General features: G+C 63.2%; 16 protein-coding genes. 4 read left to right on the forward strand and 12 right to left on the reverse strand.

The features are described from left to right. Window positions 1-229: 229 nt before the first annotated feature. The 9 genes from QZY03_RS12340 to QZY03_RS12380 form a co-directional block, all read right to left on the reverse strand. Window positions 230-613 (reverse strand): aspartyl protease family protein, encoded by a 384-nt coding sequence (locus tag QZY03_RS12340; RefSeq protein WP_295581414.1) that lies wholly within the window; start codon window positions 611-613, stop codon window positions 230-232. Next, on the reverse strand, window positions 610-870 hold the full coding sequence (locus QZY03_RS12345) for a hypothetical protein (protein ID WP_295581416.1): 261 nt from the start codon (window positions 868-870) through the stop codon (window positions 610-612). The genes QZY03_RS12340 and QZY03_RS12345 overlap by 4 nt, the downstream gene beginning before the upstream one ends. Before the next feature lie 44 nt (window positions 871-914). Next, on the reverse strand, window positions 915-4,373 hold the full coding sequence (locus QZY03_RS12350; protein WP_295581418.1) for an SAM-dependent DNA methyltransferase: 3,459 nt from the start codon (window positions 4,371-4,373) through the stop codon (window positions 915-917). Next, window positions 4,370-7,807, reverse strand: a complete 3,438-nt coding sequence (gene brxC / locus QZY03_RS12355) for a BREX system P-loop protein BrxC (protein WP_295581420.1) — start codon at window positions 7,805-7,807, stop codon at window positions 4,370-4,372. The genes QZY03_RS12350 and brxC overlap by 4 nt, the downstream gene beginning before the upstream one ends. After that, complete coding sequence (locus tag QZY03_RS12360) at window positions 7,804-8,361, reverse strand: BREX protein BrxB domain-containing protein (protein WP_295581422.1); 558 nt, start codon at window positions 8,359-8,361, stop codon at window positions 7,804-7,806. Before QZY03_RS12360 ends, brxC begins: the two co-directional genes overlap by 4 nt. After that, window positions 8,358-9,275, reverse strand: a complete 918-nt coding sequence (locus QZY03_RS12365; RefSeq protein WP_295581423.1) for a hypothetical protein — start codon at window positions 9,273-9,275, stop codon at window positions 8,358-8,360. The genes QZY03_RS12360 and QZY03_RS12365 overlap by 4 nt, the downstream gene beginning before the upstream one ends. 706 nt (window positions 9,276-9,981) lie before the next feature. After that, window positions 9,982-10,437 (reverse strand): hypothetical protein, encoded by a 456-nt coding sequence (locus QZY03_RS12370; protein ID WP_295581425.1) that lies wholly within the window; start codon window positions 10,435-10,437, stop codon window positions 9,982-9,984. Window positions 10,438-10,841: 404 nt separating this feature from the next. Next, window positions 10,842-11,105, reverse strand: a complete 264-nt coding sequence (locus QZY03_RS12375; RefSeq protein WP_295581427.1) for a hypothetical protein — start codon at window positions 11,103-11,105, stop codon at window positions 10,842-10,844. A 195-nt stretch (window positions 11,106-11,300) separates the two neighbouring features. Next, window positions 11,301-11,606: a hypothetical protein gene (locus QZY03_RS12380; protein WP_295581429.1), complete on the reverse strand. Its 306-nt coding sequence runs from the start codon at window positions 11,604-11,606 to the stop codon at window positions 11,301-11,303. 1,177 nt (window positions 11,607-12,783) lie between these two features. Here QZY03_RS12380 and QZY03_RS12385 point away from each other — a divergent pair. The 4 genes from QZY03_RS12385 (at window position 12,784) to QZY03_RS12400 (ending at window position 17,063) form a co-directional block, all read left to right on the forward strand. Continuing rightward, window positions 12,784-13,485 (forward strand): response regulator transcription factor, encoded by a 702-nt coding sequence (locus QZY03_RS12385; RefSeq protein ID WP_295581430.1) that lies wholly within the window; start codon window positions 12,784-12,786, stop codon window positions 13,483-13,485. Between the two features lie 37 nt (window positions 13,486-13,522). Then, on the forward strand, window positions 13,523-13,879 hold the full coding sequence (locus QZY03_RS12390; RefSeq protein ID WP_295581432.1) for a hypothetical protein: 357 nt from the start codon (window positions 13,523-13,525) through the stop codon (window positions 13,877-13,879). Between the two features lie 282 nt (window positions 13,880-14,161). Beyond that, complete coding sequence (locus tag QZY03_RS12395) at window positions 14,162-15,115, forward strand: ABC transporter substrate binding protein (protein ID WP_295581434.1); 954 nt, start codon at window positions 14,162-14,164, stop codon at window positions 15,113-15,115. Further along, window positions 15,099-17,063 carry an ATP-binding protein gene (locus tag QZY03_RS12400; protein WP_295581436.1) on the forward strand — a complete coding sequence of 655 codons (1,965 nt, stop codon included), beginning with the start codon at window positions 15,099-15,101 and terminating at the stop codon, window positions 17,061-17,063. The genes QZY03_RS12395 and QZY03_RS12400 overlap by 17 nt, the downstream gene beginning before the upstream one ends. Window positions 17,064-17,110: 47 nt before the next feature. On the opposite strand, the gene QZY03_RS12405 is transcribed toward QZY03_RS12400, so the two are convergent. The 3 genes from QZY03_RS12405 to QZY03_RS12415 all read right to left on the reverse strand — a co-directional run bounded on the left by QZY03_RS12405 (window position 17,111) and on the right by QZY03_RS12415 (window position 22,170). Next, window positions 17,111-17,395, reverse strand: a complete 285-nt coding sequence (locus tag QZY03_RS12405; RefSeq protein WP_295581438.1) for a hypothetical protein — start codon at window positions 17,393-17,395, stop codon at window positions 17,111-17,113. A 533-nt stretch (window positions 17,396-17,928) separates the two neighbouring features. After that, complete coding sequence (locus QZY03_RS12410) at window positions 17,929-18,417, reverse strand: hypothetical protein (protein ID WP_295581440.1); 489 nt, start codon at window positions 18,415-18,417, stop codon at window positions 17,929-17,931. An 84-nt stretch (window positions 18,418-18,501) separates the two neighbouring features. Beyond that, window positions 18,502-22,170 carry a conjugal transfer protein TraG N-terminal domain-containing protein gene (locus QZY03_RS12415; protein WP_295581442.1) on the reverse strand — a complete coding sequence of 1,223 codons (3,669 nt, stop codon included), beginning with the start codon at window positions 22,168-22,170 and terminating at the stop codon, window positions 18,502-18,504. Window positions 22,171-22,174 lie beyond the last annotated feature (4 nt).

Genomic DNA, 22,174 nt, shown 5'->3' on the forward strand with positions numbered 1-22,174 from the left:
CGGTGACGGCTGGTGTTTTGGTCGACTTCAGACGATACCGCCGGTCTCCCGCTGCCGCCACCTCCGCAGGAGCCGCCGGCCCTGGTCCAGCCCACCCGTGCACAGCGCCCGGCCTCAGGCAAAAATGGCCAAAGTCGAGGGAAAATGACCCTCACTGAAATCATGCATCATCGGCCTTGGACTCCAACAGCGGACCGGCCGGAACACTGAGCCCGCGTCGTCCAATCGATCAAACTGAAAAGTCGATGGTCAGATTCTTGAGGTCGAGAACGGCGCCCGCCCGAAGCAAAGCATCCAATCCCAATATGCCATTCATCTTGAAGCCATAGTCCAATCCGCCGAATTCGATGTCCAGCCATGAGGCTTCGTGTCCGCCGATGGCAATCGCATCGACTGGTCGGGAAAAGACATACTCCACCCCACCCACTCCTCGTATCCTGCGAAGGCTGTCAGTGGTTTCGGGGTAAATGCCGAGAGAGGCGACCGCATCAATGGACAGCAGCGTGGTGGCCGAGCCGGTATCGACCAACACATCGTCAATCTCCAGCCTGACGCCGCGATAGACCAAGGTCACCGGCGCAAACAGCAAGGAATCGCGGAGTATCAGCTTCATGCACCGGTCCTGATACCCATCCAGCGCCGCTCCTCGACCCGCAACTCTTGGCGGCTGGTATGCACGAACACAAATTCGCGGGCGGGATAGACCTGATGAAGACGGCGGTAGGCAGCAAATGCGGCGGCGCCATCGGGACATTTTTCCACGACGGTCATGTCATCGCCGACGAAGACGTCTCCCTCCTCATGGAATTGGATCGCCTCGACGACCAGCCATTCGTTTGGATACTCGGCTCGAACCTCTGCCCACTTCATTCGTACCTCCTGGCGCTACCGTCAAGTGATCGATCTCTTTGGCTTCATTCCGCGGATGTCCGCGCCGCCTGTTTGATCGCGTTGCTGTAGTGGCAGCCATTCCAGCGATTGCCGTCCGGCTCTTTGCCGACGCCGGTGAAGTCTTGCGTCACCTCGTCCCAGGCCCAGAACCAGGGGAATTCGGCCCTGTCTCGTGTGGGCTCCTTGCCGCGATCCTTTTCCCACTTCATGTTAGGCTTAGTGCGCAGGATGCCGGCGCCTTTCTTACCCACATCCGGGGCAAGCATGAAGGGACGGATGTTCATTCGCACACCGTCGTTGAGGTCGGGCTGCCAGCCGATGGCCTGCTGCGACAGCGGCTTCCAGCGGACGAAGAGGTCGTAGGGCGGCTCGCCTTCCAGGATGAGCTTGAGCGTGGCCTGCAATTGTTTGGCGGCTTGCAGCTTGGCGTCGCTGCCGGACTCTCCGGCGTCCACGGCGGCTTGCTGGCGGCGCATCCAATCGCCAAGGTAGGAATAGGTCAGCTTTTCCAGATTGGCCTGGGTGAGCTTGTGATAATTCACCAGCGCGCTGAATCCGCTCTTGTGGCCGTCCCAGAGGTGCCAGATGAAGGGGCGGTGGTGGAAGAGCCTGCAATGCTGCTCGAAGAAGCCGTTGCGCAGCCAGTCCTCCAGCGAGGCGCCGGCGTAACCCGCCTGGGCGAGCAATTCTTCCAACCGGGCGGCGTTCCAATCCACACCAAAGGCGCGGGCGAGGAGTTCGCGCAGGCGTTCGGCGGCCGGGCCTTCGCCTTTGGCGGGGCTGATGGGCACGATGCCGTCCTCATCCGCCAGCGTTTCCAGACCATCCGGGCCGAGTGCCGGGCAATCGGGAAAGCTCGAACCGGTCTGGCGCGGCCACTGGTAGCCGAGCAAACGCGCCACGGCGACATGCAACGGCTGGTCGGCACCGGCCGGGTGGCCGTTGAACAGCCATTGCGTCGGGTCGCTGGAGAACGGCTTCGGCAATCCGTCCGGATACTCTTCTGCGGCCACCCTCTCCCAGTAAGCTAGGTCGAAGGGGACTTTGATTAAGGTCAGGTTTGGAAGTTTGAGAGAACTGTTGTCGAGCCTTTTCACCTGATCCCGATACTCCTGCGATTGGCAGTAAGCCCACATCGCCGGCAAATCCTTCTCGTCCTTCGGAATAACCGCAGCGGTATTTTCATCAAAGAGATCACCGAGATACAACGCGCATGGCAATGTAGTCATTTGACCAATGGCGACACCTCGATGTTGCCATGCTTGCTCACCTCGCAACCACGCACCGACGGAATCTTCTCCCAAGCGTTCAGAAACGAATCGCAATAGCTGGCCGCGTCCGCTCTCCCAAAGAACAACTTGCTCGCGACCTCCGTAAGCAGCAGGAACATCCACGCGCCCCTGTAGTGGCGACCAGACGTTTCCAAACGGGGTGTGCTCCCAAAACGAGTGAATAAATCGGCTCATGTCGCCAGTAGCTATCCCCTTATAAGAGTCTGCAAATGCTCTCAGTAAGAGAGTCGGTCTATCCCTATCGGTAATGATTCGAGCGTCGGGATTGTCTAGTTGCTTCAGTTGCCCGAGCAGCACCACTTGATCAGTCAGCAACGCGGTGGATTTTGCTTCAAGCGGTAGCATTGGCGAGACATCAAGACTCGAAAACGTCGAGTCTCTATTTGTGGTAGCTTTCGATATTGTTGTTAAATTTACATTCACAACCTCTCCGCCAATTGTGGCGAAGGCGTGCTTCCCAAGTTGAGCCACAAAACTAAACCTTGTCGTTTTTAACAAGTGTTCCCGCAGTTTCCTATATGGCCCTATAAATAACCACGCTTGTGGACTTACTATCGCAGTCGCCCCCGCATTGGCACACAGCTCGATGCATCGTTCCAAGCAGCAGGTGGCCAAGTCCGTCCGTCCACGAGGGTAAGCGGCTTCCATGAATCCCTTGAGTTCTGGATCAAGGTCGTTACACCCTCGATAAGGCACGTTGGTGGCGAGGAGCGTGAACTGCCCAGCAAGAATTTCCGCCGCCTTGGCCAGCCCGCGCGCGGTCACGGCCAATTCATGCGCGCGATCGTCCTGGGTCTCCTGCGCCAGTGCCTGCTCGAGCAGAGGCTGGAGTTCATGGAACCCAGCCTCCAGCAAATCGCCCTCGCCCGCGCGCGGGTTGATGAGGCTGCCCAGAACGGGCGCATTCCGGAACAGCCGGTAAAGCCGCTCCATACCGTTCCTGAGCTTCTCGCCGTCACCGGCAATCGCCAACCAGTCGGCTTCGCGGGTGTTCGGCGCGAGGCCGGAGCAGGCCAGATTCATCGCCGGAAGCCGGCAGTGGCCCACGCGTCGCCAGGCGGCCAGCGCCAGGTTGAACGCGGCAATCTGGGTGCAGCGCGGGTCGATCTCCAGGCCGAACAGGTTGTCGCGGATGACCGCCGCTACCGCCGCTGCCTCGTCCAGCCCTTCCTCCTCCAGGCGCAAGGCCACCAGCCGCTCGAACATCGCCACCACGAAATGCCCGCTTCCCATGCAGGGGTCGAGGCACTTGAGTTCTTTCGCGGTCTTTGGCCAACCGTCGAAGGTGCCGGCGGCGGGGGTCCAAAGAAAGGATGAAGGATGAGGGATGAAGGATGAAGGGGAGTCAGGGGCTTCGCCGTCGGGGGGGATCTTGACGAAGCGGAGGTATTTCCATGGGCAGCCGGGCAGGGCAACAAACCGGCGGGCATCTTCCTCGGTGGCAAACTTCATCCTTCCTCCTTCCTCCTTCATCCTTTTCCCCGCGTGCCACGCGCCAAGCGTGTTGTCCAACAGAAAGTCCACCATGTAATCCTCGGTGAACAGTTGGGTGACGGCCGGCAGTTCGTCCGCGCCGATCTTGTTGCCGGCGGCGTTGACCTGGTCCTTGCGCTCCGCCTGCCAGAATTGATAGCACCAGCCAAGGCTGTCGCTTGCGGTGAACACGTCCACCGGCAGCCCGGTGACGAGCTGGACGAGTCCCTGGCGGTCTTCCAGCGGCAGTTCTACCCCGCCCGCCGGATCATCCGCGCGGAAGATCTCCGGCAACTCGACGGCGGCAAAGCGGGCAGCGACCGCCCAGGCGTCCTTCAAGCCCAGCGAGGGGCCAAGTTCCTCGCAATCGTCCAGGGACACGGATACGCCGTGCTCGGGCGATATGAGTAGATCGTTTTCCAGCAGAAAGCGGGCGAACAACAGCCGATGCCACTGGTCGTAGGCGAGCTTCTCGACCAGGTGTTCGATCGCGTAAGCGCCGCGCCTGGTCCGGCTCTCGCCATCGCCGAGTTGCTTGGCCTGCGCCCGGAGTTGGCGGCGGTGCGTACGCTGGGCCTCGTCCATGTGTCGGTAAGGATCAGGCTCATGCACGGCCAGCGCTTCAAGCGCCTTGCGGGCGCCGGCCACGGCGAGATTGCGGGCCTCACGCGCCGCACGTTCCAACTGGCGGCGAAGGGGCGTGGACAGAGTGCTCATAGGATCACCGGACCCTCTTCGAGTTTGGCTTCTACTTGTTGGCGCACGTCGGCGAGCCACTGGTCGAGCTCGTCCGTGTTGTTGATGATGGCGCCGGGCAACACAACCCGCACGGCCTTGGGGGTGGCCAGCTTGGCGGCCTCTTCGAGCGCGCGTGCGAAACGCTGCGGCACGGCGTCGAGCAGGTTGCGCCGGTCGGCGAGGGTGCGGGCTTGCAGGGCGGCGAGGATGTCGTCGTCGGTGCCGATCGCAGCCTTGGGTGGCGGCGTGAGTTGGCAGGTCTCGGCAATCGCGGCGCGCTGTTCTCCCGTCTGGCTGGCCCAGACCGGGGAGGCGGCCAGCTTGGCCTCGCCGGCCAGGAAGGCGGCGGCAAGGTCGTCCTGCAATTGGCCAAGGGCGATGCGCAGCGCCGTCGTGAGCTGTTTGGTCAGCTCGGGCACGGGATCGGGCTCAGCCAGCAGTGTGCGGCCGCTGGTGACGGCGGCGATGGAGAGGGCGCAGGCGTCGGCTTCCGGCAGGCAGGTGGCGAACTCGTGAAAGTCGAGCAGGCGTTCCCAGGCGGGCCAGCGCTTTGCGATGGCCTCGGATGCCTTTTTCCATGCGGCAAGGTTGGCGGCGAGCCCGTCCTTCTGCCCGTGGAGCTTGAGCAGTTGCGCATTGCCGCTCTGGAGTTGCAGGTCGCGCAGGTCCTGGGTATCCGGGGTGTCGGGCCGGGGGGCCGCGCCGCCGGCGGATTCGGCCAGGGCCAGCAGCTTTTTCAGGAACTCGGCGGCGGCCTCGGATTCCTTGCCGTTCTGGGTGCCGATGCCGGTCTTCTGGAACAGGGCCTTGAGGTCGAGCCGCTGGCCCACATCGAGCGGCGGCACATCGACATAGAAGCTGGCGACGCCCACCTGATTCTGCGGCAACGATGCCTGGACGGGCTGGCCATTGAGGGTGGCGCGCAGGTTGCCGGCCACCAGCATGACGAGCAGCGCGCCGTCGATGGCGTCCTGCGGCCAGCCATAGGGGGCGGCCTTGAAATGCTCGCGCAGATCCTTGCCCTTCTTGCCGGCCCCAACGAGATCGAACACCCGGCGGCAGACCGGGTGCTGCGTGGGATTGCCGGGGTAGCCCACTTGAGCGAGGGCGCCGACATCACCGCCACGGGCACGACTGACGACCTGACCCCAGTTGGCGTGGTCCGCCTCGGCGAATTGCGGGAACAGCCGCACCAAGGCGCTGTCGGCCGAGTCCTGCACCTTGTCGGCCAGCTCGACGCCGTTGGCCTCCTGCCCGCCGCCGAGAAAGACCTTGGCGCCGCCGATGATGTGACCGAGCCGTTCCGCAATGCGGTGCTGCGCCACCGCCAGATGGGTCTCGACGGCCTTGCGGGCCTCGATGGCCTCGGGCGTGCCGGCCGGCCCATGCGCGTCCAGCGTCTCCTGGGCGGCAACCTGCGAGGCAATGGCCTGCTTCAATTCCTCGTGGTGGATGCGCGGCAGGTAGCCGAAGAGCATGGGGCTGTCGACACCGGCGGCACGGGCATCGTTCAGCACCGACTTTTCGTCGTCGCTCCAGCCATCGCGCACCCACAGGGTGACCTCGTCGCTGCCGGTGGTGGGCCGGCTGGCGGACAGCTCGAAGGCGAGTTTGCGTGGCTGGCGCGAGTTGCCCTGCTGCAGGGAGACCGGCTTGAGCGCCTGCTTGGTGCCCTCGCGCAGCAATTCGGCGCGCCGGGAATTGATCCGTTGGTCGTCATTGAGCGCGGTCGTGCGGCGACGGTTGAAGTCGTGGGTCCAGAGGGCGCCCTCGCGGGTCTGGAGGCGGTACTCGGTTTCCACCGCCATGAGCTGACCGGTATCGACGAGCTGCTTGAGGTGCTCGGGGATGCGTTGCTCCAGCCTCTGACGGTCTGTCTTCAGATCGCTGACGAGTAGATCCACCAGCGTGTCCGCGTCCGCCCGCACACCGTCGTCGGCACCCGGAGTGCGGGGCAATTTCCCGATCAGGAAGATCAGGGCACACAGACTGGAGCGGAGATCGCCGTCCGGGGTGCCATCGCGCTGCTTGCGGATGATCTCGTCATACTCGCGCTCCAGCTCTCCGGAGTTGAGTAGATCGGTGGAAATCTGATCGTAGATGAAGTCCGCCGGCACCACGGTGCCGACGGCCGCCGCCGCAGTCTGGCGCGTCGCCTCGAAGACGATCTGCAACTGGGAGCGCAACTGGGCCTTGGTGCCGGAGTGGTCGGTGTTGCGCAGTACCTTCTCCCAGAACCGGCGCCGGGTGGGGAGCAAGGGGTAATCGGCGACGAAGAACTTGTCGTCTTCGTGGGTGGCGGCGAGGCGGGTGTTCTGGAGATGACGGGCCAGCTCGCCTTGATTGGCATCCAGGCACTTCGCGATGCTTGACTCTTGCTCGGGCTTCTTGCGCAGGACGGTCTTACGGATGACGCTTTCGACATCGGTGTCGGAGAGCTGCACCTTGACCGCGAAGCGGGCCTGAAGCCGTTGCAGGGCGGGAGTGGCGCTGTGCAACGCGGACTGGCCTGTGCCCACGAAGAGCAGGCGACTGCCAAGATCGGTGCAGACGTGCTCGGCGATTTCCTGAACGTCGTTCGCCCGTTGAATCTTCTCGCCGATAAACTGCTGGATCTCGTCCACCACCAGCAGCGTGCAGGAGAGCTGGCCGACATGCCCGAAGATCTGCTTCACGATCTCCAGCGCATCATCGACGGTCGGGGAGTTGTTGTCTTTGAACTGGTCCCGAATGGCCGCCTGGGCGTTGGCGGCGGTGGCGTACTTGGGCTCGGCATTGACGAGCGCCTCGGCCAGGGGGACGGAGAGCTTCAAGCTGAGGACTTCGCGGGCAAGCTGGCGACTCTGCTGCTCGAGTGCCGCCTCGACCTTGGTCTCCAGCCCGGATGAGCGCAGCCAGAGGATGAATCGGGCCTGCGCGAGATTCTCCGGCAAGCCGGCGGCGCGCAGCAGCAGTTGGATGAACGCCAGGCGGACGTTGTCCATGGAGCCCGCGCCGAGGGTTCCCGCCGCGGCGCGCAAGCCGCCCAGGGGTTTGGTGCGGTTGGTCAATTCCGTCAGCAGATCGGTGATTTCCGTTGGCAGGGTCACCAGCGAGCGGGCGGTGGCACCATCTGCGAAGTGGTAATCCTCCCAGAGGTAACGCAGCACTTTGACGAGATGGGACTTGCCACTGCCGAAGAAGCCGCTGACCCAGACCGCCTTCTGCTCTTCGCGCCCCAGTCCATCGAGGAACGCCTTGAGAATTCGCTCCATCCCGTGCGCGTATTCGCCGTCGCAGACAAAATTCTGTAGCTCGAAGCGGAGCGTCTTGATCTGTCCCGCGTCATGGCCGATTTCGGAGACCTTCGAGACGCCGTTGTTCAGCAGCTCAAGGGTGATGGGATCACGAAAGTAAAGCTCGCGGTTCGTCACGGGTTGATGAAGCTCTCGGCTGAGGTGATGGGAACGGCCATGTAGTTGAAGCCGTCGCGCGCGTCCATGAAGCGATAGACATTGCCGGCGTATTCGCCCGGAAAGAGCACCAGCAAGCGACCGCGAACGCAGTCTTCGACCCGCTCGATCAGGCTGGACACCCGCAGGAAGTCGAACAGCGTCGCCAGCCCGGTGACGGCCACGACGCTGGCGGCATTGACATCAGCGCCAGCCCAGGCCTGACGCACCCGCTCAACGGCCAGGTCTTCGAGCTCGCTGCTGGCGCTGAACTGCTCCGGCTCGGCGAAGATGGCTTCGCGATACTCGTGGGCCGAGATCCATTGCGGCAGCACGTCGGTGAGGTCAACGGTGGTCCAGCCGTGGTCGGCTTCGAGCGTGAGTGCTTCGAACTGCGGCAGCCGCGCCCGTACCCGCCGTTCTTCTGCCGGCGGATACACCGCAAACCAGACGCGCTGTTTGCCCGAGGTGTGGGCTGCCCAGGGCAGGCGCACCTGGCGGGAGTAGTTGGAAAGCAGGCGGTCGATGGCGCTCATGATGGCTCGGTTTGGAATTCCGCGAGCAGCGGGAAGTTCAGGTCAACGACTTCGCCCACCGCACGCAGGTTGAGCAGTCCCGCCCGATGGGCTTCCTGGCCCATGGCCCTGGCACGGTCGGCATTCAGATCAAGGAGCGCGCACCAAGGGTTGGAAAACACCGCCGCACCGTGGTAGCCGGCGAAATTCCCAAGGAAAAAGGCCATGGTGACGGCCACTGCTGTCGGCTTGATGCGCTGGCGGGTCTTGTTCGCGTGACCGGTGAGGTGCCCGGACTGGGTCCAGGAGGAGGCGGCATTGCGTGCGACCTTGTTCCGGCTCAGCTCTGAATACTGATCCGGAAACGCGGTTTCCAATGCGTGCGCCAGGCTGGCCGTTTCAACGCGTTGGCCTTCCGATGCGTCCAGGACCGCTGGCGTGGTGGCCCGGAACAGTGGATCGCGCGCCCAGGCCTCCTGGACGGCCAGGAGCGGCAGGCTCGCGGCGTCGATGGCGTGAAGCTTTCGGAGAAGTCCGAAAATCGGTGTGGCTTCTTTGAGCGCATACAGTTCGCGCAAGTGACGAAGCGATTTCTGCCGGGTGCTGTCTGTAATCTTGCCCAGCACGTTCTTCAGAAGAATGGCCTCGCGGTAATCGGTGGCATCGGAGCCGACAGGAACCGCGGACAGCACCGCGTCAAGCTCTGCCAGCATCATGGTACGGCTGATATGCGCGCCACCGGAAGAGAACTTGAAGCCGAAGGTCTCCAAAGCTGGGGCGGTCGCGGGAAAATCAGGTGAAAAAAGGCTACTGGCTCGCACTATTCCTCGTCGGCAAGAAAATAGGAAATATACCGAGGGATCGCCAGAGAAACAGGACGCTGTCACGCGGCGCACCTGTTGTGCCGCATTCGGCCTTTCGCTGGCCTCAAACACGTCCAGCAGTTTCTTCGCGCTAGGGAAGCGCTGATAAAATTAGCACTTGCGGGGCCATGGGATTCTTATGTCGTTGTTTCTGAAAGGCCACCGACTGCGATCACCGAATAAATCAGCGTTTGCCTAGGCTAAGGGACAAGAGAACAGCCCCACAACCAGTCGGCGACGAGGATTGCGGAGGGAGTTTACGCCCGATGCCTGTGGTGTCAACGGCTCCACGAAGGCGGTGGGAGGACCTTCGCGGCTCTACGCGGGAGACACTCGGGAGGGTTCGCCTAGAGCTTTGCCGGCCGACGCCGTGCTTGTGCCGAAGCCGTGCTTGTTGGGATATGGGCGCATGGGCGCGTCCGGGTACCTAGGCGGCTACCGCGGTGTCTGGACGCAGCCCTGCACTCGGCCATGTAGCCAACCAGTCGACGCGCGGATCGCAATGGGGCAGCAGTCTCCCGCCACAACCGGAAACACGTACACCACTGTAAAAAAACACTACTGATTCGCGAACGCTCACGAGGCAACCGTCCGGAATCGCGCCAACACTGGCGTTTAGGGCATGAAAATACTAGCTGACCATGATTGGATCTTTGGGTTTTGGTGGTGTAGCCACGGTTCCATACCGCGTTAATTTTATGAGAATCAAGTCAATGTTTGCCAGTCCAGTCCACGGGTTCTGCTTGTCTGGCAATCCGCCTGCCCGGAAAGCCCGGGGTCAGTCACGTGGCCAGCCCCGTCCCCTGAACCCATGCTCCTTCAGCCCAGTGCCGCCCATGGTCCACGCTGAAACGATGACCTGACCGCAACATACAGGCACCAACACGCGGCGATCGAGATGGTACCCGCCAGGCCGGAATCTCTCTAACCGGTCGGTCGGCAGCAGGTCCCGGACCGGTTCGGCGGCGGTCATCAGATCGCCCTCGAGGTGCTTGGCGGCGCTGAAGCTGGCGGCGACGTGCGGTAACCCGGTGGCGGGCGGGCCGGGGTTGGGCAGTGTGGCGGGCGTGATCGGCGTCGGCGATGACTCGCGCCGCTCAGCGGGCGCCGGCGGTGACGGCGACCAGTGCGCCGGCACCAGCGCCGCGCGCAGGTTCGCCAGCATCCCCCCGGCCGCGCGCGCGGCCTCGCCGCCCACATCGCCCACCAGGACCCGGATGTCGTGCGCGATCACGAGGGCGCGCTGGGCGTGGCTCGACCAACCTGCCGTGATCGATACGGGCAGATAGGAGACCGCCGAGATCAGCGCCAGCCCGAGCGTCAGGTCGCGCAGGGTGCTGAGGGTGTGGCGGCCGAGGGTCTGGAGGGTGGCGACGGAAACCGAGGCGGGTGAGGATCGAGAACGGCGGGGGCGGCTGGGTATCCGGGCACTGGCGAGCGGGCGTGGAAAGCACGGGCCGGTACTGTACCAGAGCGCGGGGCTACATTTTGGTGATGGCGCGCATCAGGCGCTTGCAGCGACGTGCAAGCTAAACGGGCGACGATGGCAGGACGCCACGCCTAGGCTGGCGATCATCTACCGCGTACCGCTGGCACGGGCTTGGTGGCTTGCCGTTGGCGCGCCGCTGGAGTGAGGGGTCAGGCATCACTGTGACGTGGTGTTCGTAAACGTGCTGCGATCAGCGGTGAGAGGGCGAGGATCACCATCCCGCCGATCATGAAGCCACCTTGCCAAGGCACGTAGTCGGCGATGATGCGTTCCCACGAGAGTCCGACAGCGCGACCGACGCCAACCTCGAAGCAGAGCATCAGGATGAGCCAGAGCAGGCCAACCGCTACCAGTGGCTTGGCATCCCGCGCGCCGATCCATCCAATCGCTAGGTAGGCGATCAGGAGAATCATGAGCGACCCTGTGAGAACGCCAATCTGCCGTGACGCAAGGTCTCCAACAACGGGTTGGAGGAAAAGCGTCCGCAGTGTCCCGTGAACCGCCTCGGCCAAGGCAATCAGAAGCCACACCGCGAAGCCGCGAAGCAAATATGTAGTCATGCTTGATCGAACCATAACAAGTTGCTGCGCCGACATATATTTTGCGCGTCAGGGCAAAAGAATAGAAGTATCAATCAGTTTTTTTAACTTCATCATCGCGAATCGCGTGCGGGACGCTGGATTCATTCCTACGCCTTGTCTGTTACACCAATCTGATAGCTCCTCCGCATCGAAATCAATCTTACATGCCTTAAATCCGCTTTCTTCCATCTCATGATATCTTGCTTCTGTGATTGCTCGCATCTCGTCATACGACATTGAGAATGTATCTTTATCCATAGCAATCTTACGAAGATAATCATATGGATTACGTCGATAATATGGAATTGCGCAGTATCTATCTTGAGTTTTCATATTAGGAGCGAGCGATTATTGAATACGCGATTCCTTGAGTGGCTAATTTCTCCCGCATGGGGAAGCCTGGTTCGTCCACTACATCCCCCTCGGCGTTATGGGCTGTACCGATTTGCTTGCCTTTATTAAACACGGACCGTCAGCGCTGTCGCGCCTGCAGCGAATTATTGGAGTCATAGCTGGAAAGCGCTTCGGGGCCGGGTGCCAAGGGAGTGAGTCAAGCGGCGATGGCCGAGGCGCCGACCGAGCGAGCCGGAGAGCGGGGGCAGAACCTGGCCCCATCGCTCGCTTTCGAGTCCGTGCCCCGGAGTAAGGCGTCGTGCTACGCGGCCAGCGCCGCTGGCGGGGTTGGCACATGAGCGGTGGGGAGGCTGGCTGGGGGCGAGATTGGTGGTCTGTGGCGTTTGGGTTCAAGCCTGGTGCTGGTCGGGTGGGCAACGGGTCTGCCCGGACCGCGCCCGCCTCTTGGAGGATCACATCGTTGTATGGCGGTCCCTTGACCGGACTGTTGCGCCGGCTGATGAGCAATGTGGTTGATTCCGATCCGAAGGGCCTCGGCCAGCGCGTCGCCAACCGGACGGGCCGCCGGGTCCAGCGAAGACCAGGCGGAGAAGATGGCGCCGAAGGCGATCCAGAGGAGGTGTTTTGGGCGCATGGTCTTCCTCCTAGGAGGCCAGGTACATCGCGGGTTGCGAGCGGAAGGGCGGCGGAGCGCCAATGGGCATCGGCAGCAAACAAGAATCATTGGGGGTTATTTGCCACCCGCTCCTGAAGGCGCGTCCCGAGAATGCTCTCACCTCTGCAACACGATCTGGTAGTCGGTGGTGGAAGTCGTTGGACACCCTTACAACGGCGTCGGTAGGTTATCCGAAGCGGCCAGAACGCTGGAGCGTATTCCGCCTGTGTTGGTGTCGGACATTTCCGATGGCGGCTCGCTGGCTTTTCCGCAGCGGAAACCAAGAAGCGTATAGGAACGCCGCAACGGCGGGGCACGCACCACCGCGACCGAGCGGAGCCGACTCAATCAGGCGTCTTTGACGCCTTGCAGTGCCCCGTTTCCGCACTCATCCTCCCGACCAACGGCATCGGCCGCAGGACCGCCGTCAGGAACCGTGGCCGTGACCAAGGCAGGAACACGTCGTCGACCCAACACGCGGACAGCCGCCAAACCCGTAACATGCCAACCCATCCAGCGTTCGACCGGAACGTCGCAACACCGGTCAGACTCCTCATCGCTGAAGATGAGGCCCTGTTGAGGAGCACGCTCCCGGACTTGCTGCGCGCCATTGCCCCCGATGCCGTGGACGTCGTGGCGGAATGCGGGACCAGGACCGCGGCCTTGCGCCATGCCCGCTCGCTCACACCCGACGTGATCTTGCTCGACCTGCGGATGCCGGACCACGAGGGTGGACCCTGCACGCTGAGCGGGGCCGAGACTGTCGCTGCCTTGTTTCGCCAAAGTCCGGCGTCGCGGATCCTGTGCCTGACCTCGCATGAGGATGCCCAGATCGTCCGCACCTGTCTGGACGCCGGGGCGCTCGGCTTCCTGAGCAAAGGCGTCCTGCCCGGCGAACTCTGGCAGGCCATCCGCACCGTCCACGCGGGCCAACGGTACGTGGAGGCCCAACTCCTCGCGGACGCTGACCGACGTACGACGCTGTCCGCCGACCAGGTGCGGGCGGACCTGCTGGTCGGCCGGCGCGGCGATGTCCTGCGCCTGTTACTTGACGGTTACTCGCCGACCGAAATCGCCGCCACGCTGCCGGTCGGCAAGAAGCATGTCGACAAGAAAATTGCGGAAATCAAAGCCATCCTGGGGGCGACCACCCATATCCGCATCTACCGTCAGTGTCGGCAGTTGGGCCTCATCGAGGACTGATCGATCGCCATGCACAGCCGCGAGCCGCTCCCGCCCTATGATCCCGCCCTATGATCCCGCACAGGCACTGGCCCTGGCCTCCGGGAGGACGGCGATCCGGGATCGCATCCTGGCGGGCGCGCTCGCGTTCCTCGCGCCCGACTCGGAGGTCGCCCCGCTGCTTGATGTCGCGTCGTACCGCGACGCATCAGGAGAACGCGGCGAACTCGCCCACCGGGCGATCACGCTGATGACACAGGCCGGCATGCCGCAGCTCGCGAAAATCTTCCGGGCCTTGAGCGATGCGCTGCAAGCGGGACGTCTCGGCGAGGCCGAACGGATTGCCGGCGGACTTCCCGAGGCGATCCGCCAGGTTCATGCGGCGGTCGCCGTCGCCGCGACCGGCGAAACCTAGACCCTCCGGGCTATTGCCTGGCCGCGCCGTTGGGCGTTCTAATAGCCCGATGGGCGGCGTTGGTTCCAGGGGGCTCGCCCGTTGGCGCGGTGCACGACCGGCGAGCGCTCGACGACGCGGGCGCCACGTCGCGGTGCCGGACCTGCCGGCTCCGCCAGACCCGAACGCTTCGCCAACGATTGCACCAAGCGCGGGACCGCGGCATGTTAAGCCGACCCTGCGTGTGCCAGTGTCGACCAATCCCGCGATTGGACCGCTTCATCTCCATCAACCGGTAGGCGAATGGAGTCAAAACGCCCAAGCGCCACTCCCGAGCGCGGAACTAACCGGTTCGCCGCCGGTCTTATATTGCTTGCGATCCACTGGTGGTTGGCGTTCTTGCCGATCGCCCGACCGGTCGCCGCGCCAAGCAGTGTGTGTGCGGATGCCCCGGTAGTGCTGGTCCACCCACAGGTGAGATCCCGCGACGAACACGTCATCGCACAGATCGTCAGAGGACTACGTGAACGCACCCATGCCGCAGTCGGGGTCTGTTCGATCGAGGAGCTACCCGGCTCAACGCTGGACAGCGAGGGCAAAGCCGTGGTTGCCGTCGGGGAGAACGCATCCGCCGCGGCGACCCTGATCTACAACAGGGCACCCGTCGTTCCTATTCTGGTACGGCAACTGCCGAAGGAGACAGGCAGCGGGATTTCACTGTTTCTCGATCCAAACCTCTACATCCAGCAGCTTCGCGCGTTATCGCCGGACGTGAACGTCGTCACGCTGATCCACCGTGACGACGTTCCGCAGTCCTTCATCGACACCGTCAGGGCCGCAGCTGCGGCGCATCGGCTGCGTTTCGAGGCGATCGGGGTGGCCACGCTTCGCGATGCTGCGGTGGTCGTCGAGACCGTGGTGCGTCAAGCCGGCCCCCAAGACGGCATTTGGTTGCAAGGTCGTGTGATCGGCATGAACGCCGACATCCTACTCCCGAAGATCGTCGCGTCGAGCTGGGAGAGAAAGGTTCCGGTGTTTACCGACGAGGCGGATTATGTCGCCCGCGGCCTGCTGTTCGCCGTCACCCACGACTATTCCGATCTCGGGCGGTCGGTCGCCGACCTGATCGATAGCGCTCGGCAAGGTATTCGGTACGCGAACGGCGTCAAGACAGTGCTCAATGGCCGCACGGCCACCGCGATCGGTATTTTCCTGCCAACGTCACAGGAAAAGGAGTTCGATGATGTCTACAAATGACCAGCCCCCGAGCACCACGAGTTTCCTGCGTCAACTGCTGCAGGTCTTCCTTACGCTCAGCCTCGTGATAGGACTCGTCGCCCCGGTCATCATCTTTTTGACTTCCTGGCACCAGATACGCATCTTTAGCGAACGCACGGCCCAAGAGATCGCTGCGGTATTCGCAGGCGATGTCCGATATGCCCTGCTCGTTGCATCGGCCGAGGACGCGCAAGTGGTCGTCAGCAATATCCTGAAGTTTCCAGAGGTGTTATCCGCGGAAGTGGTCAACGAGCGAGGTGAACGCCTGGCCGTAGGGAATGCGCGGGACTTGGCGGCGGCGCGTCGCACGTTCGCCATCGCGCGGGTGGTGACCGCCGAATCGATCGGCGCGCCATCCGCGCTAGACGAAGGTCAGCGCACGCAAGTGGATCTCGGTCGTATCCGGATCACCGTCTCGCTCGACCGCGCTTATCGCACCTGCTTTGACGCCGCCCTTTATGCTGCCGTTCAGATCGTCGCGGTGACGCTGTTGTTATCGCTCGCGCTGATCCGCGTCTCAAGGAAGATGCTTGCGCCGTTGGCGACGCTGGTGCAGTCGCTGCGGAGCGATGCCGGCGACGCCAGCCTCCCGGCAGTCGCGGCGTGCAGTCCGTCGGAGGTGCACTTCATCTACCGGGCGATCGACGCGATGCGACGGCGCATCGCCGACGACAACCAACGCCTGGTCCGGTACGCCGATGGCCTGGAAACCATGGTCGCGGAACGCACGCGCGCGCTGGAGGAGACCCGCGACCAAGCGGAGAGCGCCAATCGCGCCAAGACGCTGTTCCTGGCGAACGTCAGTCACGAACTGCGCACGCCGTTGCAGGCGATCATCCTGCATGCCCGCTTGATCGGCGGCGGGACTGGGTTAGACAGCGCTCGCAACAGCCTCAGCACGATTCTGAGCGCATCGTCCCATCTCCTGGAATTGATCGAGCAACTTTTGGATCTGTCGAAGGCGGAATCGGACCATGGTCTGGAACTCTCCTATAGCACGTTCGGGATTCGCGACTTGGTCCACGAGGCGGCTTCCACCATTCGGGCCACACTCGCGCCCGGCAACACGTTGACGGTGCACTGTTGCGGGGACCCCGCCGCGATCGTGTCCGACCGGACCCGGTTGCTGCAGGTCATGTACAACCTGCTGCGCAATGCGGATAAGTTCACCACGAACGGCCGTATCACGCTCACGCTGGATGTCACGAACGACCCCGATTGCGTGCGGCTGACGATCACTGACGACGGGATCGGCATCCCGCAGGAACAAATCGACCGCATCTTCGAGCCATTCTTCCAGGGCAAGTCCGCACAAGGCACCGTGTCCAGGGGGATCGGGATTGGTCTGTGGGTCACCAAGACCATTGTCGACGCCCTTGGTGGGCGCATCGACGTTTCCAGCACGCCGGGAGCGGGGGCCGCATTCCGCGTCGAGATCCCGCGAGTCCCCAACCTCCTTGCTGCGAGGGCCGCCCCCCAAAGCCCGGATGGCGAACAGAAAACCGTTGCGGCCGGTCGGCGGTCATCCCGTGGTATTCGGGTCTTGTTCGGCGAAGACGAGGCGGTCATCCGCGAGGCGATGAGCCTATTTCTTCGGGACGCGGGATACGTCCTGGACGAATGCGCGGACGGTGTCTCGGTGCTGGCGATGCTTCAGCAGGACCCGCGCGGATACGATGTGGTGGTGTTGGATCACCGGATGCCTGGCCGCACTGGACTGGAGATCCTCACGGCGATGCGCGACACGCTACACCTGGGAACGCCGGTCATCCTATTGACCGGCAACGACACCGCCGAACTGCAGGAGGAAGCGGCGCGCTGCGGCGCCGTACTGATCGCCAAACCCGTTCAGCCAGAGCGGCTGATCGAAGCCATCGCGCTTGCCGCGGGTGAGGCGGCTGCGACGGTGACCGGCCCAGAGGGTTGAAGACCATGGATCGTAACCTCGTGTCCGTGTCGTTATGTCTTGGGGAATTACTGCCGCCGTAAGACATCGATCAGCCCGGCGCAAAATCCGAAATACTCGCCACGGAGCGATTGGTAGGCGGCGGTTCGTGGCGACATCGGGCGTTCGGCCGTGGTGCGCCCGTCAGCGGCACCCATGCGCCGATGGAGCCGCTCCAAGATGTAGCCCAACTCGTTCGGCGCTATATCTTCCCCGGAGACGATCCGGGCGCGCAGGGACAGGACGAAATCGCGTGCGGCCAAGTAACCGCGACGGTAGCCGCGTTGAAAAGGAGAGATATTCGACTTGATCATTGTTCGTCTCCCGGCCCTTGAGCGATGCAAGTCCAACAGCAAGGGCTGCTCACGGTCGATTCGGCGGGCTCCGACGATTCGACCTATGGGAAGCCTTCCGTTCCCGCCCCGGAGCCTAGCGAATGACTGCGAACGCTCAATGGACGTCAAAAGACGCGACTGTTCCACTATTCGGATGACCGTGACGACGCGCCTTGGGATTGCCCATGGCAACTCACTTGGAACACTGTCCGGTGACCTTCGTTGGAGGAGAGCATGGTTCGCAGTCGAGGTTGCTCCCCAAGATTGCGAACAAATGCGCGGTATACCAGGCGTCAAAGGCGCCGATTTTCATGGCGCTCGCAGCGGTCAAAGCGGCTGAACCGGCACGACAGAAAACGAAATGTAGTATCCTTATAGGGGATCCGGCGTGGATGCCGTTGCGGGATTTGCATGGGGCTCGATAACCCTGCCAGTGATCGGCACAACGAAGATGGAGCTGACAAGAAAGACTTGATTGCTGTTTCCTCTTCGGGAAGGTGTGCCGCCCACGACTATTTGTTATCCTCGGATCTGTCGACATGAGATTCGCCATAAAAGCATCCACCCGAATCCATTCCGGCATAGCTGTCCACAGAGCATCCGGTCGCTGGATTGATGATATTCCGCTCCCAATCATTCCACGGGTTTGCTTGTGGCCAATCATCAAATAGCGCAGACGGGCTTGCCGTCGTATTCGGCGCGGGTCTTATGGAGTCGCAGTCGGAGTCGTTTGGTGACCACTCGCACCATGCCCTGCGGTTAGCGTCCTCTGCCACTGACGGGTTTCCGTCGCTGGAAGCGGGTGCGGCATGGCGCGAGGCAACATTCCGCTGGCTCATCAATCCTCGCAGGCCGGAAGCCGCAAGCTGGACAAAGAGACCAGAAATTACCATGGTCACGCCGAGATCGCGGTCGAAAACGAACGCGCCCACGATGAGAATCGTAACCGCGAGCGTCCACCAGGAGCGGCCGGGAACGGTACGCAAAGCAGAGAAGTTCATCTTGGTCTCCGTTGTTAAACCTGAAATCCACCCCGGTCGGGTCGCGATGCCGGTCGCCACCGATCGATTCGGGACCAGCACCTGTTATGTGCTCGCATTAACCCGCCGGAGCGCTGCCTCGACCTTCGGCAGGTAGTCCAGCGTCTCCTGTTTCAGTGGTCGCCCGATGCCGGCCAGATAGTTCTGGATTCGCTGCGGCCCGGCGTTGTAGGCCATCACGGCATGCTCCCAGTTCCCGAAGGTTCGGTAGTCCCGTGCGAGGTGCATGGCCGCCCCTTCGGCCGCCTCCACGGGGTCAAAGGGATTCGCTACGCCCAGCGCCGCGGCGGTTTTGGGCATGATCTGGAACATTCCCTGCGCACCCGCGGGCGAGACCGCCCCCAGGTTGAAGGTGCTCTCAACATAGGCAATCGCCGTCAGCAGACCGCTTGGCAAATCGTACTTGCGTTCCACCTCGCGGAAGTGTCCGCTCAGGTGGGCGGGTGCCACCAGGGGCTGTTCAACGCCCCCACGTTTGCTTAGCCCTTGCTCATGGCTTTTTTTTTCCTCGACCGTGGTTCTGTTGTAGGCTCCGATCAAGCGCAAATCGCTATCGTCCTTACTCCCCGCGGACCGCTCGATCAGTTCGGCCAAGTGCGCCCCCGTCCGCGGCCCCGACTCGTCGATCACCGCTTGACGGGCGGTCTGTTGCGCCGCAGTCGGTGCGAAGCTAAACACCGATTCGGTTGCCTGCCGGTACAACTGCGCTTGAGCAGGCGTCAAACCGTAGGACGAGATCTGACGCATTCGCGCGTCGATCAACGCCTCGCGCGCGGCCGTCCAGCCCTGTTCATCTCCGGCGGCCTCGCGCCCCGCCTGCAATGAAGCTCCCAGGCCCTTGCCATCCATCAGCGACTGTGCGAAAGCCTTCGCGCCCGCCGTCACCTGGCCGGCGACGCCCTCGGCTCCGGCGCGGGTCACCGCGCCCGACTCGGCGAGCCTTGCGAAGACCCCGCCGACCTCGTTATGACCAATCTGCGCCGCGGTACGCGGCAGCAAGGCGCGTTGCTCGATGATCGCGCCGAGCGTCGCCTGCTGCTCCAAGTGCATGGCATGCTGCCGGTCGGATCGGAACGTCGACACGTCCCGCCCGGCGCCTTGCGCAAAGCGGTCCGGGGCGGTGGGACTCCAGGTGTCCTGGACTCCGCGTGCATGGGCAGCAACCTGCTCGGGTAGCCCTTGGGCATCCGGGCGAGCATCCCGTAACCCGACTGCATCGACCTGGGAGCGGGTGGCGCCGAAGCCGGGCACGGTCCCGGAGAGGTCGGCGTTGCGGTCGGGGGCGATCCGGTCTGGGGTGCGGAAGTTGAACAGCCCACTCAGGATCTCCATCCCAGCCTCCTTGGCCGATGCCCGTTCGCCAGCGGTCATGCTGCGGACGCGTTCACCGTCAGCGTGACCCAGGAGCAAGCCCATACCGGCCATCGCCCGCGCCTGCTCCGGGTCGGCCGTGACCCCGCCCGCCAGCAAGCGGTGGGTCTCGTACTGGACATCACCGTCGAGATTATACCGGGCAATCTGCTGCTCAAGCCGCTCGATCTGCGCTTGGTTCTCAGGTCGGACCAGTGCCGCACCGGTGGGTACGCCATTGTACGACCCCAGGGTGCCGAACCGTTCTGCTTGGGACTCGGCGTGATCAAGGCTGCGTGAGGACGACAGGATATCGTCTGCCGACTTGGTGAGGTTCGATGACTCCTCGCCACGCAAACCGGCACTGAAGACGTTACGGTTGCCTGATGAGGAATCGACCTTCAGCGCTTCGGCAATGCGTGTCTCCAGTCCTTCGCTGGAGGTCACCTTACGCGCAATATCGGTTGCCATTTCATCAGCGAGGTTCGTTTGAACCTGATACTGGCTCTGGAGCTTTGAGCTGATGTCAGCTCTTGCAGCTTCCTGTCTTTCCTGAGAGGAGCCCCTGAAATTGGCAGCACCACCAAGCCCGCCGGACAGAATCGCCGCCAACTGGTTCGTGGAGAGACCGCTTTCACGGTACTGCTGCGTCAGCCCTTCCGCGGTCTGCCATACCACCTGGTCGGTGGCGCTCTTCGCGCCGTCTTTCATCCAGGTCGACGCATGGCCCTCGAAACTCTCGCCGCTGCGCGAAGCGGTCAGCGACGCCGCGCTCGACAGCGCCGACGCGAATCCCTGGCTCGACCGCTCCATCGCCTGCTGACTCGACCGCAGGTCCCGCTGCACGTCCTGCCCGACATTGGCGGTCCAGGTCACCGACTCCGCCCCCGGTGCGGCCGTGCCCCGGATCGGGCCATGGTCATGTATCGGTCCGACCGTCAAGGCCGCAGCCGGGTTCACCACATCCGGGCTTGCGATCTTCTCGTTGATCAAGTCCCCGCCCTGCAGCCGCCCGGCCAAGTGCGTCGCGGTGACTGCGGAGCCGTAGATCAGCATCAAGGAAATCGCCGGGGTGCTGGCCGCCAGCATCCCGCCCACCCCCAGGTAGTCCGAGATCAAGAAATCCAACTTCCAGATCGCATAGATCGACGGCAGCGGGGTGTTACCGAGCCCGGCATCCTGGAGCGCGTCCAGCTTGAAGCGGATGGCCATCAGCAGGTACAGGTTGATGATCGCCAGGATCGGCTGCCACAGTTGGATCCACAGACCGAACAACAGGTATTTGCCGACCATCCGGATGCCGACCGGCCCCAGGCCGACGGCGAACACCATCAGCGGCGAGACGGCGAACAGGAAGGCCTCGAAGAAGGTCATCATCGGGCGCACGATGCGCGCGAACAGCCGCTCTTCCGACGCCCACTGGGTGTTGCGCTGCTGCGCCGCCTGCTCGATCGCCACCGCGTCCTGGTACTGCAACAGATCGCGCTTGTTCTTGGCCTCCGCGTAGGGCAGGAAGGCCGCCGCGGTCGCCATCACCATGTAGTTCTGGGCACCGACCCCGCCCCCGGCGATGGCATCGAGCGCCGCGTTCACCGCTCCCGGCACCTCGTCCGGGTTGCGGATCCCCAGCGTGGCCGCGACCGACCGGCGCAGCGCCGGTTCGTACTGCGTCATCAGATAGGCCGACAGATCGCCCCAAGCCTCCGGGCACTCCTTGGTGACCGGGTTGCCGCCGATCCACAACTGGGTGGTCGGGACCACCAGCGAACTGCCAAGGGCGTCGGCCCAGTTGGGATTGCGCAGGATGTCGTCGGCGCTGCGGGTGCCGTTGTTGTACCCGTAGAGCGTGCATTCGGAGAGGTAATTGACGAAGGTCTTGGCCATGTCCGCCCCAGCGGTTGGGGCATTGGCCGCCCCCAGCGCGGACATCGACAGCGTCGTCTTGCGCACCCCTTGCAGGATATGCAGCGGTGCGGCGAACCCGTACTCGGTCATGGCCGGGGTGGAGAACGCCTGCTCGAAGAGCCGGGCCACCCCGAAGCCGATCTGGCTCATCGCCGAACCGATCGCCGCCGGGCCGAGCGGGACATTGTCGACCACGCGCACGGCCCCGGAGTAGACATCCTCCACCGACAGCCGCACGGTCGGGCCGAACATCCCCAGATAAATGACCCAGGCCACCAGCAGGTGTTGGAGCTGCGGCGGCCGGGCCTGGATGATCCCCTGGAACAGGATCAACAGCAGACCGACCAGGAACCCGATGCCGGCCAGGGTGCGCATATCGCCCGAGCCCGAGAGCATGGCCACCGCGTTGAGGACCGCGGTCAGATAGGCGGCATCGCCGATCGAGACGATTTCCCACATGGCG

The organism is uncultured Lamprocystis sp., assembly GCF_903933125.1.
GTDB lineage: Bacteria > Pseudomonadota > Gammaproteobacteria > Chromatiales > Chromatiaceae > Thiodictyon.

Coding starts and splice junctions, on each gene's coding strand:
- QZY03_RS12340 (WP_295581414.1), bottom strand. CDS start 613: ATGAAGCTGATACTCCGCGATTCCTTGCTGTTTGCGCCGGTGACCTTG.
- QZY03_RS12345 (WP_295581416.1), bottom strand. CDS start 870: ATGAAGTGGGCAGAGGTTCGAGCCGAGTATCCAAACGAATGGCTGGTC.
- QZY03_RS12350 (WP_295581418.1), bottom strand. CDS start 4,373: ATGAGCACTCTGTCCACGCCCCTTCGCCGCCAGTTGGAACGTGCGGCG.
- QZY03_RS12360 (WP_295581422.1), bottom strand. CDS start 8,361: ATGAGCGCCATCGACCGCCTGCTTTCCAACTACTCCCGCCAGGTGCGC.
- QZY03_RS12375 (WP_295581427.1), bottom strand. CDS start 11,105: ATGATTCTCCTGATCGCCTACCTAGCGATTGGATGGATCGGCGCGCGG.
- QZY03_RS12380 (WP_295581429.1), bottom strand. CDS start 11,606: ATGAAAACTCAAGATAGATACTGCGCAATTCCATATTATCGACGTAAT.
- QZY03_RS12385 (WP_295581430.1), top strand. CDS start 12,784: ATGCCAACCCATCCAGCGTTCGACCGGAACGTCGCAACACCGGTCAGA.
- QZY03_RS12390 (WP_295581432.1), top strand. CDS start 13,523: ATGATCCCGCCCTATGATCCCGCACAGGCACTGGCCCTGGCCTCCGGG.
- QZY03_RS12395 (WP_295581434.1), top strand. CDS start 14,162: ATGGAGTCAAAACGCCCAAGCGCCACTCCCGAGCGCGGAACTAACCGG.
- QZY03_RS12400 (WP_295581436.1), top strand. CDS start 15,099: ATGATGTCTACAAATGACCAGCCCCCGAGCACCACGAGTTTCCTGCGT.
- QZY03_RS12405 (WP_295581438.1), bottom strand. CDS start 17,395: ATGATCAAGTCGAATATCTCTCCTTTTCAACGCGGCTACCGTCGCGGT.
- QZY03_RS12410 (WP_295581440.1), bottom strand. CDS start 18,417: ATGAACTTCTCTGCTTTGCGTACCGTTCCCGGCCGCTCCTGGTGGACG.
- QZY03_RS12415 (WP_295581442.1), bottom strand. CDS start 22,170: ATGTGGGAAATCGTCTCGATCGGCGATGCCGCCTATCTGACCGCGGTC.